Source organism: Cohnella soli, from assembly GCF_042655525.1.
GTDB lineage: Bacteria > Bacillota > Bacilli > Paenibacillales > Paenibacillaceae > Cohnella > Cohnella soli.
The window spans coordinates 839,846-858,107 of sequence record NZ_JBHSMI010000067.1; the positions used below are offsets into that span (position 1 = coordinate 839,846).

Below are 18,262 nucleotides of genomic sequence, written 5' to 3' on the forward strand. Positions count from 1 at the left end.
ACAGCGACAAGGATCTTAAGAATCGATCCATGTCGCTGTTTTGTTTTCCCGATAACGATTTGGCGTCGTACCGACGGTTCTGCGAAATACGTGAAAGAAGGACGGTTCGCTCTGGTAGCCGACCCGCTCCGCAATTTGACCGATTGGATAATCCGTCTCCCGCAAGTAATAACAGGCGACCTCCATACGGTAACGGATCAGGAACTGAATCGGGCTTTGCCCCAATTTCTCCGTGAATTGATGCGCCAGATGGTATTTGTTCGTATACGTCTCTTTCGCAAGCTGCTCGAGCGTGATCGGATTGCGATAATTTTCTTCCATATATCTTCTGGCATGCAGCACCGCATCCCGCACCGGTTTGGCAGCACGGTCCGGGGTAGGGGCGTAATGGACAATTCGAGCCAGCTTCGCGAACAGAATGCCCAGATGATGGTTTGCGATCATTCCCGCCTCGGGCTCCCCGCTCCGCATCGCTGCAGTGCATTCATGCATCAGGCCGCGGATTTCGGGATAATGCTCCCCAAGCTGCAGCACGGGCTTAACGCCCGGCGCAAAGAAGTGATCGCGATCCAGCCCTTGCAACTGCAAACCGGCAAAGCCAATATACGTCATTCGGAAAGGATGCTTAAGCGACGCCTCCTTATGCCACACGCCCCGCTGGTAAAACAAAAGCGTGCCTTCCGTCGCTTCATAGACGACGCCTCCGATTTCAAACTCGCCCGCGCCTTTTTCCACGAGCAACATTTCGCCTGACATATCGTGCTTGTGCAGGTCGAACCGAAACGGGTCGTCCTCTCCTTTCTCTAGCGTGAACCCCCCGATCACGGCCGGGGCGGAGATAAAAATCGAATGGCTGTCCAAGTCGGCACCTCGCAAGATCAGATAGGAAGTACGCAAGCACAATTATTGTTGCAAACGCATTCCTCCGCTACATTTAACATTAGATTCATGTTTACTTCTCTTCTTAGTGTAATGATTGTAACTGGTGATTTGCAAGAATCAATAATCGCATGAAGGAGGAGCTTCCACTGATCCGTTTTGTCAAAAGAAAGCTGTCCGACGAGAAGTACGAAGCTTGCGCGGTATTCGACGTGAACGGCGACGGCATCGCCGACATCGTAAGCGGGGCGTACTGGTACGAAGGCCCGGACTATGCGCGCAAACACTTCATCGCCGAAGTCATGCCGATCGATGGGTATCATGACGACTTCTCGGACTACCCGATGGACGTTGACGGCGACGGCTGGCCCGACATTATAACCGGAGCCTGGTGGGGCCGGACGTTGCGCTGGCGGCGCAACCCCGGCGAGGCGGGCGTTCCGTGGGAAACGTTCGACATCGACGAATGCGGCTGCATCGAGACGATCCGCTTTTACGATATCGACGGGTGCGGCGTGCCGGAAATTTTCCCGAACACGCCTGGTGAACCGCAAGCCTTCTACAAGCTTATCCGGGATGCGGATGGCAAAGGAACTGGACGTTTCCGCAAGACGGTCATCAGCGAAGGACCGAGCGGCCACGGCATGGGCTTTGCGGACGTCAACGGCGACGGCCGGATGGATATCGTGCTGAACGAGGGCTGGCTGGAGCAGCCGGACGATCCGTTCGCCGGGCCATGGCGGTTCCACCCCGAATTTTCGCTCGGCGGTGCCAGCGTGCCGATTCTCGGCTACGACGTCACCGGCAACGGACTGACCGACCTGATCGTCGGGCAAGCGCACGATTACGGCTTGCACTGGTATGAGCAGCGGCTGGCGGAGGACGGGACGCGAACGTGGATCAAACACCTGATCGACGACAGCGGTTCGCAGTTCCATGACCTATGGCTGGCCGATCTGGATGGCGACGGACAGCCCGAGCTTATAACCGGCAAAAGATATCGCGCGCACAACGACGGCGATCCCGGGGCGCACGATCCGATCGGCATCTATTATTACCGGATCAACGGAGGTGCGTTCGAGAAGCATGTCATTGATTTCGGTCCGGCCGGGGAGGCATCGGGCGCGGGCATCTACTTCTGGGTGCAGGATTTGACCGGCAACGGCTATCCCGATATCGTCGCGCCGGGTAAGGACGGGTTATATTTATTCGAAAATCAGGGGCCGGAGGAGAAGGATCAAGCATGAGCAAGCTGAGAATCGGATTTGTCGGCGTCGGCGGCATGGGCCAGATGGCGCATCTGAGCAATTACGCAGTGCTGAAGGAAGAATGCGAGGTCGTCGCGCTGGCCGAGCCGCGCCCGCGGCTGGCGCGTTTGGTCGCGGACCGCTACGGGGTGCCCGAAGTATACGGCAGCCATCTGGAACTGCTGGAAAAAGCGAAAGTCGACGCCATCGTCGCCCCGCAGATGTACAGAAGCCATATAGCGCTCATTCCGGATATTTTGCGCGCCAAAGTTCCGGTATTTACGGAGAAGCCGCTGTCCCTGACCGTCGAGGCGGGGCGGGAGCTCGTCCGGATCGGCGAGGAAAGCGGCACGCTGCATATGGTCGGTTACCATAAGCGCTCCGACCCGGCGATGGAATACGCCAAAAAAATCGTCGACGAATGGAAGGCGTCCGGCGAATACGGAGAGCTCCGTTACGTCCGGGTCACGATGCCGCCCGGCGATTGGATCAGCGGCGCGGACATGCCGATCGGTTCCGACGAGCCCTATCCGCCGATCGACTCCGAGAAATTCCCGGCGTACTACACGGACGCGCAGTCGCAGGAACTCGACATCTTCGTCAACTACTACATTCATCAGGTGAATGCGATCCGCTTCTTCCTCGGAGAAAGCTACAAAATCACTTACGTCGACCGCAAAGGGGTACTGTTCGCGGGCGAAAGCGATTCCGGCGTGACGGTCGCGCTCGAGATGGCGCCTTACCACAACAGCTACGACTGGCAGGAACGCGTTCTCGTCGGCTTCAACAACGGCTCCGTACGCGTCGATCTGCCGGCGCCGCTCGTTCGCCAGCGCGCGGGTACGGTGACCGTCATGCGCGACCAGCCGTCTATCGCCCCGCCTTCGGTCGTTCAGCCGAGCTTGCCGAACGTGTCCGCGATGCGCAATCAGGCGCGCAACTTCCTCGCAGCCGTGCGAGGCGAACGCCCTGCTCCAAGCGATGCCAAGGACGCGATTAACGATCTGATCATTGCCAAGCAGTATATCGATTACAGAATCCAAAAATATTCCATTTAGAATGATGGAGGTCAAGCCCATGAGAAGAGTCGCGATTATCGGAGCAGGAAGCGTTGTATTTTGCAAAACGCTCATTCTCGACATCATGGCCACGCCTGCGCTCGAAGATACCGAGTTCGTCCTGATGGCGCCGTCCACGTCGAAGACGTCGCAAGTGAAAGCGTACATCGACCGTGTCATCGACGCGAACGGGCTCAAAGCCCGCACGGTCGTTACGACCGATCGCCGGGAGGCGCTGCGCGGCGCGAGCTATGTCATCTGCTCGTTCCAGATCGGCGGCTTGTCCGCCTTCGAACTCGACTACAAAATTCCGCTTAAATACGGCGTCGATCAATGCATCGGCGACACGCTCGGACCCGGCGGCGTGTTCCGCGCCCTGCGCAGCATTCCCGTCGTCCTCGACATCGCTCGCGACATGGAAGAACTGTGCCCCAAAGCCGTCCTGCTCAACTACGTCAATCCGATGGCCATGATCTGCTGGGCGCTCGGCGAGACGAATATCCAGTACGTCGGTCTGTGCCACGGCGTGCAGACGACGCTCGACCTCATCTCCGGCTACACCGGCGTGCCCAAGAACGAGATCGACTTCATTACCGGCGGCATCAACCATATGGGCTGGTTCCTGAAAATCGAGCATAAGGGCAAAGACTTATACCCGCTGCTGCGCGAGAAGTTCGAGCAGCCCGAGTACTATGTCAACGAGAAGGTGCGCGCCGAAGTGTTCCGCCACTTCGGCTACTTCATGACCGAGTCGACGGGCCATCTGTCCGAGTACGTGCCATGGTTCCGCCAAAGCTCGAAAGCGCTGGGGCTGTACTGCGACGAGCCGGCATTCGGCGGAGAATCGGGCGCTTATTACAACTGGTGCACGTACGTGGCGAACAAGTACAAGGAAACCGATCTGCTCGCGGACGAACCGGCGGACCTGCCGCCGCGAAGCGTCGAGTACTGCGCCTATATCATCGAGGCGTTGGAGACGGGCAAGACATTCAAGTTCAGCGGCAACCTGCGCAACAAGGGCATGATCGCGAACTTGCCGGAGGACTGCTGCGCGGAAGGGCTCGTTTATGCGGATCGGACCGGCATTCACCGGACGATCGTCGGGGAACTGCCGCCGCAGTGCGCGGCGCTGAACTTGACGAACATCAACGTGCAGCGGCTGGCCGTGCTGGCAGCCAAGAGCGGCGATCCCGAGACGGTCGTACAGGCGGTGGCGCTTGACCCGCTGACATCGTCGGTGCTGACGTTGAAGGAAATCCGCGACATGGTGACGGAGATGCTGGAGGCGGAGGCCGAGTGGCTGCCTCAGTTCGCCGGCAAGCGGCCGCGCCCGACGCCGACGATCGCGATCCCGGCGGACGTGCAGCGCGCCGAAGTGCCGATCGACCCCGCGCTCGCCATCTTCTCCAGGTTCGGCGAGCTTGCGAAATAAAAAGACAAGGAGCTGTATTCCGGGGCGGCAGATGCCCCGGCGTACAGCTCCTTCCTTCACGTACGCGCAGATTGCCCTTGAGCCTAAGGCTTAATCATTGCTTCCAGAGCTTCTGCGGCTATGGCCTTGGCTGCCTCATTACCTTGTTCAGTACTCTCCGCTATGGTCTGCAGCGCTTTCTTCGCGATCTCTATCTGTTCGGTTAAACGGTCAGCAATTTGTGCGATTTCGATCGTAAAATCGTCTGTTAACTCGCCATTGCCTATTAAAACAACAGCAGTAAATTCGAATCTATTCTTAATCTTTATTCATCTCCTTCAGGTTGGGTGAACTAAGTAACAATGCATCCTTGACTTTGATTTTCCCCATCTCGTCACATCCTAATATGACTAATGTTTCATTTTCCATATTACAACATATCACACTGAAGATAACTGCCCAGTTTAGCCGGCTGGAAAGCCTTCAGAGCAAAAAAAAAGAATGAGCGCAGCATATGCTGTGCCCATTCTTATTATTGCACCTCTTAGCGAGGAATTATCAGCAAATCACTTGCGCCTCTTAGCGTGGATATCGTTGAGCATCTGTTATTTGTGAATACCGCTTTCTGGCGATTCCCCTCCGTGTGAATGCACGGTAGCATGCAGTGACTTACCAGACTTCGATTCATGAGTAACTTTAATGCCATATTTAATTTCTAGTGCTTTGGCTTTACTAGCCGCGAGCACAGCCCGTTGTTTCCGTGATGTTGTTCTAGCCCTTTTAGAAGCAAGTTTCGATTGTTCGAGGGCTCTAGTGAACGCAGTTCGCATCATGGAACCACTATCTAGCTGCTTTTTTACTTCCGACTGCTTAGCGACACGCAGAAGCATATCACCAGGTTCAGGCGCTCGATGAGCCATTTCATCTAACCAGAGCATACGATCAGCAAATTCTCCAACGTTAGGTTCGTGTCCATACGTGTCTGCAATAGGCTGATAATACTTGCGAAAAGTTTCATCGGCATCGAAGCGACCTGAAGCGGCCAATTTCTTGGCAAGAGATTCCTTCACCGCTGTACGATAAACGTCGCTCGCATTATTCCTAGCTGTCTGCATGGTATGTCCACTCCTCTCTATAATTTTGCTGAAAAAGCGATTTGATCGCCAAGCTCTAGCCCATTCAGACGTCTTCCCTCTCGCGTTCGAATGATTTGCGTCCAAAACCATTCTAAGTCATCCCTGTTATGAATGTCTCTACCCTGACTCCGAAAGTCCTCAATAATTTGACCTGTATCATTATCCGCCATAAGGCCGCAAGCGATATGAGGATGGATCCACCCAAATTCATTAAGACAAAGGCAATTATCCACTGTGCTGCTGTGCCGGTGGGAAAGAATAAACTGCGCCCACGCCCGACTCTCGCCTCTATAATCGTGCAGGATAATGTTATCGGTATAAAGATTACTATTACAGTCGTAAACTGCGACAACCGGAATTTGATCTTTTGGGAGACTTCGAACCATAGCACTCGGGTCTGTACCTTTATTCAATCGTTCCATTGCAACTACCGGCTTTCTCGCCCAAGTTGTCGCTTGAAACAGATCAATCGTTGTATAAAAACCCGCGCCGAAGTCCTTCGCATCCTTCCAGAATTCTTTATTGATTGGTTTTATCCTTAATCCTTGAATGGCTCCCATTGTGGATCCATGATACAGCGTATCAGGCAAAACCAGCGACACATCAAACTGAGCCATTATATGTCTTCCACCTTTATATTATCATATCCGCATTCAATCTAGCTTAATAAGCTTGCAAATAATTGTAAATGTATGCTTACCTATTGCAATAAACAGTGTATTTTCACTATATCCTCCACCCACTTAATTTACAATCAGTTAGTATTTCAAAAACAAATCGTGTTAAAGAAGAGCTGCAGCGCAGCTCTTTACCTTTCCGGGGCGCACAAAAAAGCACCGGATTTCTCCGATGCCCTCTCTTCCCCCATGATCGACGCGTTCTGCACGTTAGATAAGCTCTATGCTGCCATCCCCGCCTCGACGTTAGAATCGTCACCAATATATTAAGATATATAACGAAAATTGTTGTTAAGGCGGTGTTCTCGTGTATTACAGAAGAAATTACAGAAAATATTACGAATTCAAATTACATACCCCTCACCAGCACCAGCCGAGAACGTAAACTCCTCAAATGATTTTGTCGTTAAACTTACTTGAAATAATACCCCACCTTTGGGCGGGGGGGCGTACCGCACTATTTGCGCATCCAAAGGAAGCCCTCTCATGACCGAATTCCGGAAAAGGCAGGGCAAATAATTCCGGAGATCGTAGCCGTTGCTGCGTTCGAATTCAGCAGCAAACCAGAAGCTGTATGGAAGAAATTGACCCCCTTCCTGAAACAAGTTCCCGGGAGAAATCTCATTATCTTACGGCCGTGGGCCGAACACGTCGCGAATCGCTTCCAAATAACCCATTCCATTGACCGTATCCGGCTCCAGATAACTGCCTTCCGTCCATTCGTTCCAGGAATTCACCGTGAACATGGGTGTCGGCAGACTGCTGCGGTCCAGATAGTCTTTCACGGCCAGCAGCGCTTTCTTAAACTCCTCCGGCGTGTTGTCCACTAGAACGGGAGTGTAGGGGTAGCCAATATTCGCAAGCGTATCCGACTGAACCGTCCGCGGTGTAGAATCCCAGCCCATCGATACGTTCGGGTAATACGGCAAGCTGTGTTCGCTTTGCAGCGTATCCCAATACTCGAACGACTTCTGTGCGTATTCCGGATAGGAAACCGTCGGATAGCCGTCGAGCTCGACATGATGCACCCAGACGTAAGAAGTAGCGGTATCAAACCCAAGCTCCTCCACCATCTTCTTCGGCTCCAGCACCTTGACCTCGGTCGGCAGAATTTGCAAGCCCCATACGATGACATTGAGGTTCAACTCGCCTAGCCCTGCCTTACGCACCCGCTCCCGGAAATCGTCCAACGCGGCCCTCGTGCTCTCCACGCCGCCCAATCCCGAAATCAGACTGCCCAAATCATAGATCGAGAAATAGAGCTTGCCGTCGAGACGCCAATAGGAAGGATGGCTGAAATACTTCTCGATCATATAATCCGTCGCTTTGACGAATGACTCCAGCGGTGTCGGACCCGGGGTTAGCAACGTAATATCGGTCGATCTCTTGAGCGGAAAAATATTGACCCAATCGTGGTTCGCCCACATCAAGGAAAATTTCAAGCGATCGTTGTTGGCGGCGTTCAGGAAACCTTCCTCGAGCGCGCGCTGTAGAAACGGCTTGCCTTCATACCAATACCAATCGTAGATGAAGGCGGTAATGCCGTGATCGGCCGCGGCCGCGATTTGCTGTTCGGACACCCGCGGATCCGCTTCGTCCTGGTATCCCCATAGCGGAACCTTCGGCTGCTGATGGCCGGGAAAGCGGGGAGTCGCTGCCTTTACCAGATTCCATTCCGTCCAGCCTTCGCCGTGCCACTCTTCATTACGGGGCTCGAGATGATAGTTGGGAAAATAATAGACGGCCACTTCGTAAGGTTTACTCATCAATAATCCTCCTATGATGTTAAAGTAAGTTGTCTCCGCCATCGGAAATCGGCAGCGAGATGAGGTAATTCCGAGGCGACAGCCCTTCAGCCTTCTTGAACACTTTGCTGAAATGATGCCGGTCCTGATATCCGACCATACCGGAAATCTCATTAATCGTGTATTTGCCTTCAGCCATTAGCTGCTTGGCCTTGTCGATCCGCAGCATCGTCAAATATTCCAAGGGCGTTTTCCCCGTTGCCTGCTTGAACAGGGTCCGGAAATAATTCGGGGACAGAAAGACGGACTGCGCAATATCGTTAATTTCGATATCCTCATGCATATGGCCGTACATGTACTGGATCGCTTCGATCGCTTTATCGCCTTGGGGGTGGCTCTTCTTGACCCCTTCTTCGGTGGACATGTCCTTGACCATCTGATGCAGAATGCGAAGCATGATTGCCCTCATAATAAGATGACAGCCGTAAGGCTTCGTCTGGAATACCGTCAGAAGCTCGCGATAAAGCGACAAGTAAACGTGCGGCTCCGACGAATGGATCACATACGGGAAATCGATTTCCGCAAGCTCGATAACCGGCCTTTCCACCAGCTTTTCGTTAACCGGCACATGGTCGATATGAAGGTAATCCACATCCGTATAGACACCTGGGTCGAAATCCAGCGGCTCCCCCATGTAAGCAAGGTCAAAATGAACGGCATAATACTGAAACGTATTTCCGTCCGGGTCATAGCAGTGGTGCTTGACGTGCGGTCGCATGAAGTGCAGATCGCCCGGTCTGAGCAAATACTCCACGCCTTCGATATTGTACAAACAGCCTCCTTTGGTCACATATATGAGCTCGTAATCATAGATGACTCTTGGAGGCACGCGATACCCTGATCTTGAAGGTCCACCGCTCTCTGACTGCGAATTGTGCTCGTGAATATAGCGAACATAAGGTGCCAGGTTCATGAAATCGATTTTTCTGACCCGTTGCTCGTTCATGGATCGTACCTCCGTAGGTATCGCCGCTAGCGACTACAAATATCATAAACCTTTATAATCGGAAAATAGTTGGTCAAAACGGCTGTCTTGGGTGCTTTTTTACGCTTTTGACTATCTATTATAGACTATTGAATGCTCCCAAGGTGTATAGATGGAGTCTCCCCCAGTGGGCAAACTAACTTCATCTAGAGTTGTCATAACCAAAGGGGGCTGTCCCAAGACAGCCCCCTTTATCGTTCTATTGATTAAGCTATTCGCCGGTTATACGGACAATAGCGGTTGCCTTAAAACCCTCGTATTCGACCGTGACTGCTGTCTTCCCTATTTGACGGGGTACAATCGTGCCATCCACGCGAACATCCAACACCGAACTGTCATCTACCGTATAAGACGGTCTCAAGACCGTTATGGCAACCCCGTCTCCATAAGCCGCAATCGGATTCAGGCGGCATGCGGGCCCTGCAAGATTTACTTCCTCGTAGCCGAGTAAAGTCAACGACTGGACCTCTCCCCTGTTCCCAAACATATGGACGAGAGGAGAAGCCAGTCTTGCTGCCCAGTCTTTCTCCACGTGTTCGGCCTCGGGATCGCAATAATACGCTAGCTGGACATCAGCGGCGTAACCCAAATCGAGCAGTTGCTCCGCAACTCCGCGCACATGTTTCTCCATCACTAAAGTGCCTTCGCGGGCGCCGAGATCGATCCAGATGTTGGACAACGGAGGCTTCTGCCGAAAGACGTGCAGTTGGGGCGCTTCCGTACCGCTCACGGGGTCTACGCAGTAGAAATACGGCGACACGATCGCCAGCTTGCCGAAAATATCCGGACGCCGGAACCCGATATGGTAGGTGACCTGTCCTCCTCGCGACGATCCCATCAGTGCCGTATGCTCCGGGCCGGACAACGTCCGAAACACAGCATCGATATAGGCTTTCACTTCTTCGATGACGAAGGATTCGTACAGATCGCCTTTCGGCTGGATACGCACTTTATCCGATCGGTACAGTACGCCTTCCAAGTCATGAGTAAACTCGTCAGCCCGCTCCATCCCCATGTTCGCGATGCCGACGACGATGATTTCTTCCATCCGGCCAAGGGCGACCAACCGATCGACTGTTTCATGCACGTTCCAGGAGTAACCGTTGAAGGCCGGGTGAAAAATGTTTTGCCCATCGTGCATATATAACACCGGATAACGTCTGGCCGTATCCTGTCCGTAACTTGGCGGCAAATAGACGAATAAATCTCTGCGGTTGTTCAAACTGACGGAGTAAAAGTTTTCGATTCGCAAAATACTGGATCGGTTTGTCATCGCAACCCCTCCGCTAAGCGTTCGTCCGCCGTATCTATCCAATTCTCTACTTCGTAATACAAACGCAATCCGTCCGCGGCTTTAAAGCTTCGGTACGGAACTTCGCGCCCCTTCCCATCGGTCTCGTGTTTGCCAAGTCCGCGGGATATGCGGAACATAAAAGCGACGTCCCTCGGCACCTCGAACGTACCGCCGAACAGTCTCTCTTGTACGGGCGGCAGCTCGATTCCCGCATACAGTCTATCCGTCTGCGGCGTGTTGTCCGGCACTTTCACGTACATCTCCATCGTCACCATCTCGGAAACGTAAGGTACGACTTCAACATCAAATCTGGCTGTCAAATCATATCCGATATAGGTAATCGTCGTTATGCCAGTCTTCTTGGGCAGCAGCTTTCCATCTGCGCGGGCCTCGATCATCTCCGGATCGGCCACCACGTAACGGGCGTTCAAATCCGTCATCACAAAACCGCTGTCATAGTGCACGACTGCATTTAGCGAGCATCGCTGTCCTTCCAGGCCAACGGCTTCAGGGCCGTGCAATTCAATTCGTATCGGCGTACCGATCTCGCCGAAGAAATAGAGAAGCGGTGCATGGACTCTGGCGGCCCAATCGTTCTGAGAATGACCGGAGCCGATCGCCACGTGAAACATCAAGTCCTCTCCCGTCTTAAAGCCTGCCTGGACGAGGCTGTCCGCAACTTGGCGAACGTGCTTCTCCATGACGGTATAGCCTTCGGAATCGCCAACATCCATCCATATTTTCAGCTCTGCCTTCTCTTTGTACACCCGGCTTAGCCATTGTTCACCTAAAGTGGCTGAATCCACGCTGACAAAAAACGGGCACAACGCGCCGATCATGCCGAACGTCTCCGGATGACGAAAGCCGATATTGTACGATACGAGCCCTCCGGCAGACGATCCCATCAGAGCGGTATTCGCCTTGTCCGGCAAAGTCCGATACTCCTTATCGATAAACGGCTTAACTTCCTGCAGCAGAAATTGCTCGTAGAGCTCCCCCTGGTTCTTCATGCCGAACGCGTTGTACCCATCCGGATTCGCATGCATATATTCGGCGATTCTTGCGTCCTCCACATGGGCGACGGCCACGACGATGATTTCCCGCATTTTTCCTTCCGCGACCAACCGATCGACGGCGAGATGAACGTCCCACGACTCGCCCGTCCGATCTTGCAAGAAGACATGCTGCCCGTCATGCATATACAGAACCGGATATCTTTTATCGGCTTCGCTTGCATAACTAAGGGGCAAATAGATAAACATATCTCGATCGTTGTTTAATAGATTAGAATGAAAATTTTTGATTGCAATGAATCGCGACGCATCCACCAGTCTTCTCCTCCTACCCGGGGAGTCACGATGTAACGGACAAATAAATGAATTTCTCGCGATTGCTGTAATCCGCATCTTGAATGTTGCCGTTCATCATGCCCACCACCGGCTTATAATCGTTCAATTCATACGACAGCTTCGCAACGCCAATCGGCAAAATATCCGGGCAATGGCTCGTACAGAGTACCGCAATCCGCTCCAGCGTTCCGCGGTTCCGCATAACTTCATTCGCCAGAAACTCATTCATGACAAGTCCCTTGCAGTCTGTATACTTGCGTAGAAAATCTTCCAATCCTTCTTTACTCTCGTACACGTAAATCCGCTCTTCATCCAATCCGGACAGCTGTTTGACGGTATCGCCCAGCTTCGCATTGTTGTAGGCATCCATGACAAGAAATTCCGGGGCAGTGCCGAGCAGAGCTCCCGCTGCCCGGAAGCTGCTCTCGAAGTCGGGCATAATTTTATGAAACAACGAATCCTCGATATGGCTGTCAATGACAAAGACAGGAATCCCGAAACCGAAAAACCGGGTCACGCTCGAAAATCTCTCCTGATCTACGTTAATCAGAAAGACGCCGTCCAGATTTCGCTCGCGGATCATGTCATAGGATGGAGCGTCGCCGTCAACCTGCATAAAAATGACATGGTATCCAAGCTCTCCGCATAACCGTTCGAGCGTATACAACGTTTTGACGTATTTTAAATCGGACCACGGCTGAGGAGCTATATCGCGGAACAATAATATGCCGATCAATCCGGTCTTCTGAAGCTTTAAAGAGCGGGCGCTGCGGTTCGTGACATAGTGAAGCTGCTGAGCGATTTTCAGCACCTTAACGCGAGTTTCATCGGAAATCGACTGAGTCTTAACATCGTTCAAAATATAGGAAACGGTCGCGATCGATACGTCCGCCGCTTTCGCGATATCTTTGATTGTCGCTTTTTTCATCTTTACCATCCGCCCTCGCTTAAACGTTTCAGGAGATTTAATCATACGCCATATCGTTTGTCAAGCGCTCGCAGAGCCCCCTATTAATACGAGCCAACCGAACCCGGGAAAGGTAACGGTCATCGTCGTTTCGTCTGCCATTCGGGAAGTACCGTTGCCGCCGATCGTCACGAAAGATGTCGCCGACTCCACAGTGAACGAGATCGATTTCTCGGTGTCTTCATGATTAAAACAAACATACACGAGTTCGCCGGCATGCGATCTTCGCACGACAAGCTGGTGGCCTTGCGCATACACGAATTCGAAAGAGCCTTTCTGCAGGGCGGGATGTTTCTTGCGCAATGCAATGAGCCGACGGTAGAAGTCGAGCAGTTCCGCATCCTGGCGCGCTTCGTCCCACACCATCGGTTTCCGGCAATCGGGGTCGGCGCCGCCCGTCATTCCGATCTCGTCTCCGTAGTAGATGCACGGCGCTCCCGGTAATATAAATTGAAGCAACGCGGCTTGCATGACCTTGCGTACGTCTTGAGCAACGGTAAGCACCCTTGGCGTATCGTGGCTCCCGATAATATTAAACGCCGCTTCGTTCACTTGCTGAGGATAGCTGGCCACAATCCGGCCGATTTGAGAAGCTAAAGTCTCCGCATCGATGGCGTCTTGCGCGCAGAACTGAAGGACTGCCTCAGCGGCCGGGTAATTCATCACCGCATCGAACTGATCTCCGCGCAACCATGGCATCGCGTCGTGCCAAATTTCGCCCAAAATATAAAAGTTGGGCTTTAGGGATTTTAAGGTTTTGCGGAACTCGCGCCAGAAATCGTGGTCGACCTCGTTCGCCACATCCAGCCTCCAGCCGTCGATATCGCATTCCTTGACCCAAAATTGAGCGACGTCAAGCAAATATCTCCTCACTTCCGGATTGGCCGTGTTCAGCTTGGGCATATGCGCTTCGAAAGCAAAGCAATGATAAGGCGGCACAGCCCCGTCCGCAATCGGTTCGTCCCTCATCAGGAACCAGTCCCAATAAGCCGATTCCCTCCCCTTCTCCAGCACATCGCGGAAAGGAGCGAACCCTTTGCCGCTATGATTGAACACGGCGTCGAGGACAACGCGTATCCCCCGCTCATGAAAGGCTTGAACAAGCTTTTTCAACAAGCTGACGTCGCCAAAATGCGGATCGATCCGGTAATAATCGGTCGTATCGTATTTGTGATTGGTGTTCGCTTCGAATAGCGGCGTAAAGTATATGGCATTCACGCCAAGCGACTGAATATAGTCGATCCGATCCAGCACCCCTTGCAAATCCCCGCCGTAATAATCGTGCGGTCCCGGATTGTCCTCATCCCAAGAGCGAACCTCCTCAGGATCGTTCGACAAGTCGCCGTTCGCGAAACGTTCGGTAAATATTTGATAGAACACCGCTTCTTTAACCCAAGCCGGCGGCTTCAACACTTCGCTCGACCATATAAACGGATAATCGAAGAAGGTCAACGGGTTTTGCGGTTTACGCTCCGTAAAGCCTTGCTCCGTATACCACAGCTTCCGCTCCCCCGAATGAAGCTCGAATGCATACCGAAGCCTGAAATGCGGCGGAGTCAGCTCCGCTTGCCAATAATCGAACAGCTCGTCGGACGCCATGATCCGCATTTGCTTTTCCGAGGCCGTGTTGTTCCAGTCGTACTTATCCCCGTGCAGCACGGTTACGGTTTGCAGATCGCCTTTCTTGGCGCGCAACCGAATATGAATGGTACGGTCGTCGTAAGCGTAACAATAGCTGTCCGCGGAACGGTGATAAATCGCTTCAATCAGCATGGTGCTCTCCCTCCATCCACTCTCTCTATTGCGAGCTCCCGTCAGCCTTTATCCGCACCCGACGCAAGTCCGCCAACCAAAAACTTTTGAAAAAACATATAAAGAAGCGTAATCGGCAGCGCTACGAGGACAGCACCGGCGGCGAATAACGTAAAGCTGGAGTTCGTTTCATTGGCGACCATATTGTACAGTCCTTGCGCCAGCGTCATCTTGTCGGACGATCTTAATATAATTTGCGGCAAAATAAAATCCATGAACGGCGTAATAAAGCTGTTCAGTGCCACGAAAGTTACGGCAGGCATCGACAACGGTAAAATGATTTTGAAAAAAATGTCCTTATGGGTTGCTCCGTCCAGAAAGGCCGCTTCCTCCAGACTGCGAGGGATCGTATCGAAGTGGCCTTTCATAACCCAAGTCCCCATCGAAACCGCTCCTCCGGCATACACCAGAATAATGCCGAGATGCGTGTCGAGCATCTTTAACTGCAACAGCAGCACGAAAATCGCCATAATGGACAAGAATCCCGGGAACATTTGCAAAACGAGCAGCACCATCAAGCCTTGTTTCCTGCCGACGAACCGAAATCGGGAAAAGGCATATGCCGTCAACGATACCAAAGCTGTCGACAATACGGCGTTGACGGTTGCTATCTTGATTGTGTTCCAGTACCACAGCATGAAATCGGTATTCCTTATGAGCTCGGCGTAATGATCGGTCGTCGGATCGGCGGGAAACATATTGCTAACCAACAGCGACGTGCCCGGATTCAGCGATGTGCCGACAACCCAAAGGATCGGATAGAAGATGGCGACCAGCAAAACGACGAATACCGCATAAATACCGATGACGACCAGTTTATGATTCAGCTTGGACATCAGACCAAATCCTCTTCTCGTGTTGACTTCATTCGCCTGTAATTCCATAAGGAAAAAGCCGCGATGAACAAAAACATCAGGATGGATACTGCCGATGCCATGTTGAACTGGCTCTGGTTCAACGTCATCTTGAATATCCACGAAATCAAAATATCGGTGCTGCCCGCGTAATAATAATCAGGATTATTCGGTTGCCCGTCCGTCAGCAAATAAATCAAGTTGAAGTTATTGAAGTTAAAAGCAAACTGCATGATGAGAATCGGCGCGGTCGCCGTCAGCACAAGCGGCAACGTAATGCCGAAAAACTTGTTTCGCCCGGTGGCTCCGTCCACCTCGGCAGCTTCATATAGATCTTTAGGCAGCGTCGTTAATACGCCCGACATGAGCGCCATCAGAAACGGAGTCGAGAACCATAAGTTGACGAGCATGATCGATATTTTCGCCATCGTCGGATCGGACAGCCACGGTACCGGCGAGATACCCAGCTTCGCAAGCAAATCGTTGATGGGGCCAAACGATCCGTTGAGCAGCACCCGGAAAGTCAGAATCGCAATAAATTGCGGCACCGCCCACGGCAGGATAAATACCGTTCTCCAGAAACGCTTGAACCGGATGCCCGGATGATTCACCATCATCGCCAGCAGCAGGCCGCCGAAGAAAGTGGTACCGGTCGCAGCCGCCGCCCAGACGATATTCCAAACGGCTATTCCGAAGAAGGTTGACCGCCATGCCTCTTGGGTAAACAAATCAGCAAACGTCCGGAGACCGACCCAGTCCACGAGCGACCGATCCGGAATGTGCGCCGGAGCCGAGTAATTCGTGAATGCGATGAGCACATTGAACACGAGCGGGATGACGGTAACGAACAGCGCGAAACCGACTGCCGGCAACAGCAATAAATAAGGCAGTTGCCGGAATTTCGCTTTTCTGAACGAATCGAGCATACCCGGAACGCGGGCTCCTTCGTCACGAAGCTCCCCGTTTTTGCGCGCGTCGACGATATTGAATGCGTAGAAGCCCACAAACAGCAGGATGATGGCTAGCGTGATGAGACCGTTAACGAGCAGAAAAATGGAATGATCTCCTTGTAAGACTTTACCGCCGACAATTCGGGTTGGCGTTTCCCCCAGCGTAAGCAGACCTAAGATGCCTTTGTAAGCGATCGGGTAATAGGTCCAGAAAAACAACTGCGTCATCATCATGAACAACAGGCCTTTGACATACTGCCTATTGTATAGCTGGCCTAGTCCGATGAAGACCGCGGAACATACCGCGGCTTTCGTTCGGTATCGCAGAGCACCATGATTGGAGTACATACGCAAACCGCCTTATTTCGTCGTCTTGGTTGCTGTTTTGATTTGATCGACTGCGCTATTCAACGCGGTGGCAGGATCTTGCTTGTCGTTCCATAAGGTAGCGAGCGCAGTGCCTGCCGGTACCCACACGTTGCCCATTTCCGGAATGGACGGCATCGGGGTGGAATACTTCGCTTGCTCCAGGAACGCGGCAGCTTTCGCGTCTTTCGTGATGATCGGGTCCTCCATCAAATCTTTTCTAGGCGGAAGCTGTTTCGTCATCTCGAATCGTTTGATCAGATTGGTCTTGTTCGTCGCGTAGCTCGCAAACAATTTGGCTGCGTTCGGGTATTTCGTGTACGAATTCACGTACAACCCCCTGATGCCCGAGAAGCTGATCGGATGCTGTCCGTTCGGCAGCAGCGGCAACGGCGCGACGCCGTATTCGAAGTTTACGTCGGTCAAGCTCGCCTGTAGCCAAGGTCCGTTAATGACGGCTGCCGTCTTCCCTTCCTGGAAAAATCCCGTAATGATATTGTCGTTGATGTCGTTTGTGTTTACCGGAAGTATTTGTTTAAGCGATTGCAAATATTTGGCGCCTTCGACCGATTTGTCCTTGTTTAATCCGATATCGTTCGGATCGCTGCCATTGTTCCCGAATATATATCCTCCGTAACCGGCAAGAAACGAATACGATTGGTACAACTGGCCGACGTTCCACATAAACGCGAACTTCTTGTTTTTCGGATCGTTGTACGTTGCCGCGAACTTGACAATGTCCTCATACGTCTTCGGAGCCGTCGGCATGAGGCTTTTGTTGTAAAACAAGGCGTACGTATCAATAGCCGTCGGAAATCCATATAACGTACCTTGGTTACTGATCCCCTGGATAGCAGATTCCATAAATTCGCTTTTCGCCTTCTCGTCGTACACATCGTTTTGCAGCACGAGCCCCGCCATAACGGCATTGCCCAACTGATCGTGCGGGGCAGAGAATACGTCTGCGCCGATTCCGGCCGGCCCGTCCGTTGTCAGCTTCTTCACGGAATCGATCGCTGGAACCGCATCTACCTTAACTTTTACTCCATACTCCTTCTCAAACTGCTCTGCGACCGCTTTCAAATAATCCAATTCCGGGCCTTTGGATTCCCAAATAAGCAGCTGTGCGCCGTCCTCCGGCTTCAATTCTCCCGGATTAGGCTTGGGTGTCTCCTCCTGCTGATTGCCCTGACTTTGCGTTGCAGACGGGGTCGCACCGGTATCGGCTTTCTTGCCGCATGCGGTTAACACTGAAATCGTGCAAAGAATGGCGAGAACGATGACGGTAAACATACGCTTGGACTTCATATTCGAATCCCCCTTGTGAGTTGGAATAAACGTATTATTACTCAACGTTTTGTAACTTATACGTTTAAGTACTTATACGTTTAAGTTGTTATTTGCCCATATGATAACGTGTATGTTAACTCGAAGTCAATGGAAATAAAAGGAGCACTGGCATGAGCCGATAT

15 protein-coding genes are annotated in these 18,262 nt (G+C 52.3%); 3 read left to right on the forward strand and 12 right to left on the reverse strand.

All coding sequences use genetic code 11. From position 1 onward, the window contains the following. Positions 1–15 precede the first annotated feature (15 nt). The gene (locus tag ACFPOF_RS32935; protein WP_378140336.1) at positions 16–861 is read right to left on the reverse strand and encodes a helix-turn-helix transcriptional regulator; all 846 of its coding nucleotides are present in this window, start codon (positions 859–861) and stop codon (positions 16–18) included. A gap of 149 nt (positions 862–1,010) precedes the next feature. Here ACFPOF_RS32935 and ACFPOF_RS32940 point away from each other — a divergent pair, with 149 nt between their 5' ends. The 3 genes from ACFPOF_RS32940 to melA are packed head-to-tail and all read left to right on the forward strand — an operon-like array spanning position 1,011 to position 4,616. Then, positions 1,011–2,126, forward strand: a complete 1,116-nt coding sequence (locus tag ACFPOF_RS32940; protein ID WP_378140338.1) for an FG-GAP repeat domain-containing protein — start codon at positions 1,011–1,013, stop codon at positions 2,124–2,126. Next, positions 2,123–3,184, forward strand: coding sequence for a Gfo/Idh/MocA family protein (locus ACFPOF_RS32945; protein ID WP_378140340.1), 1,062 nt, complete (start codon positions 2,123–2,125; stop codon positions 3,182–3,184). The genes ACFPOF_RS32940 and ACFPOF_RS32945 overlap by 4 nt, the downstream gene beginning before the upstream one ends. Before the next feature lie 19 nt (positions 3,185–3,203). Continuing rightward, a complete protein-coding gene (gene melA / locus ACFPOF_RS32950) occupies positions 3,204–4,616 on the forward strand; it encodes an alpha-galactosidase (protein ID WP_378140342.1) in 1,413 nt (470 codons plus the stop codon). A gap of 584 nt (positions 4,617–5,200) precedes the next feature. On the opposite strand, the gene ACFPOF_RS32955 is transcribed toward melA, so the two are convergent. From ACFPOF_RS32955 to ACFPOF_RS33005, 11 genes are all read right to left on the reverse strand, one after another. Further along, positions 5,201–5,710 carry a hypothetical protein gene (locus ACFPOF_RS32955; protein ID WP_378140343.1) on the reverse strand — a complete coding sequence of 170 codons (510 nt, stop codon included), beginning with the start codon at positions 5,708–5,710 and terminating at the stop codon, positions 5,201–5,203. A gap of 17 nt (positions 5,711–5,727) precedes the next feature. After that, positions 5,728–6,348 carry a DUF3990 domain-containing protein gene (locus tag ACFPOF_RS32960; protein ID WP_378140345.1) on the reverse strand — a complete coding sequence of 207 codons (621 nt, stop codon included), beginning with the start codon at positions 6,346–6,348 and terminating at the stop codon, positions 5,728–5,730. A 689-nt stretch (positions 6,349–7,037) separates the two neighbouring features. Further along, positions 7,038–8,174 carry a glycosyltransferase WbsX family protein gene (locus tag ACFPOF_RS32965; RefSeq protein ID WP_378140347.1) on the reverse strand — a complete coding sequence of 379 codons (1,137 nt, stop codon included), beginning with the start codon at positions 8,172–8,174 and terminating at the stop codon, positions 7,038–7,040. A gap of 19 nt (positions 8,175–8,193) precedes the next feature. Further along, positions 8,194–9,159 carry an AraC family transcriptional regulator gene (locus tag ACFPOF_RS32970; protein ID WP_378140349.1) on the reverse strand — a complete coding sequence of 322 codons (966 nt, stop codon included), beginning with the start codon at positions 9,157–9,159 and terminating at the stop codon, positions 8,194–8,196. 250 nt (positions 9,160–9,409) lie between these two features. Continuing rightward, positions 9,410–10,471: an alpha/beta hydrolase gene (locus ACFPOF_RS32975; RefSeq protein ID WP_378140350.1), complete on the reverse strand. Its 1,062-nt coding sequence runs from the start codon at positions 10,469–10,471 to the stop codon at positions 9,410–9,412. Then, positions 10,468–11,820: an alpha/beta hydrolase gene (locus ACFPOF_RS32980; RefSeq protein WP_378140351.1), complete on the reverse strand. Its 1,353-nt coding sequence runs from the start codon at positions 11,818–11,820 to the stop codon at positions 10,468–10,470. Before ACFPOF_RS32980 ends, ACFPOF_RS32975 begins: the two co-directional genes overlap by 4 nt. Before the next feature lie 25 nt (positions 11,821–11,845). Next, the gene (locus ACFPOF_RS32985; protein WP_378140353.1) at positions 11,846–12,769 is read right to left on the reverse strand and encodes a LacI family DNA-binding transcriptional regulator; all 924 of its coding nucleotides are present in this window, start codon (positions 12,767–12,769) and stop codon (positions 11,846–11,848) included. A gap of 60 nt (positions 12,770–12,829) precedes the next feature. Further along, positions 12,830–14,581 (reverse strand): glycoside hydrolase family 13 protein, encoded by a 1,752-nt coding sequence (locus tag ACFPOF_RS32990; RefSeq protein WP_378140355.1) that lies wholly within the window; start codon positions 14,579–14,581, stop codon positions 12,830–12,832. A gap of 41 nt (positions 14,582–14,622) precedes the next feature. Further along, positions 14,623–15,456, reverse strand: coding sequence for a sugar ABC transporter permease (locus ACFPOF_RS32995; RefSeq protein ID WP_378140357.1), 834 nt, complete (start codon positions 15,454–15,456; stop codon positions 14,623–14,625). Then, positions 15,456–16,772 carry a sugar ABC transporter permease gene (locus ACFPOF_RS33000; protein ID WP_378140359.1) on the reverse strand — a complete coding sequence of 439 codons (1,317 nt, stop codon included), beginning with the start codon at positions 16,770–16,772 and terminating at the stop codon, positions 15,456–15,458. The genes ACFPOF_RS32995 and ACFPOF_RS33000 overlap by 1 nt, the downstream gene beginning before the upstream one ends. Positions 16,773–16,784: 12 nt before the next feature. Next, positions 16,785–18,098 carry a sugar ABC transporter substrate-binding protein gene (locus tag ACFPOF_RS33005; RefSeq protein ID WP_378140361.1) on the reverse strand — a complete coding sequence of 438 codons (1,314 nt, stop codon included), beginning with the start codon at positions 18,096–18,098 and terminating at the stop codon, positions 16,785–16,787. Between the last annotated feature and the right edge of the window lie 164 nt (positions 18,099–18,262).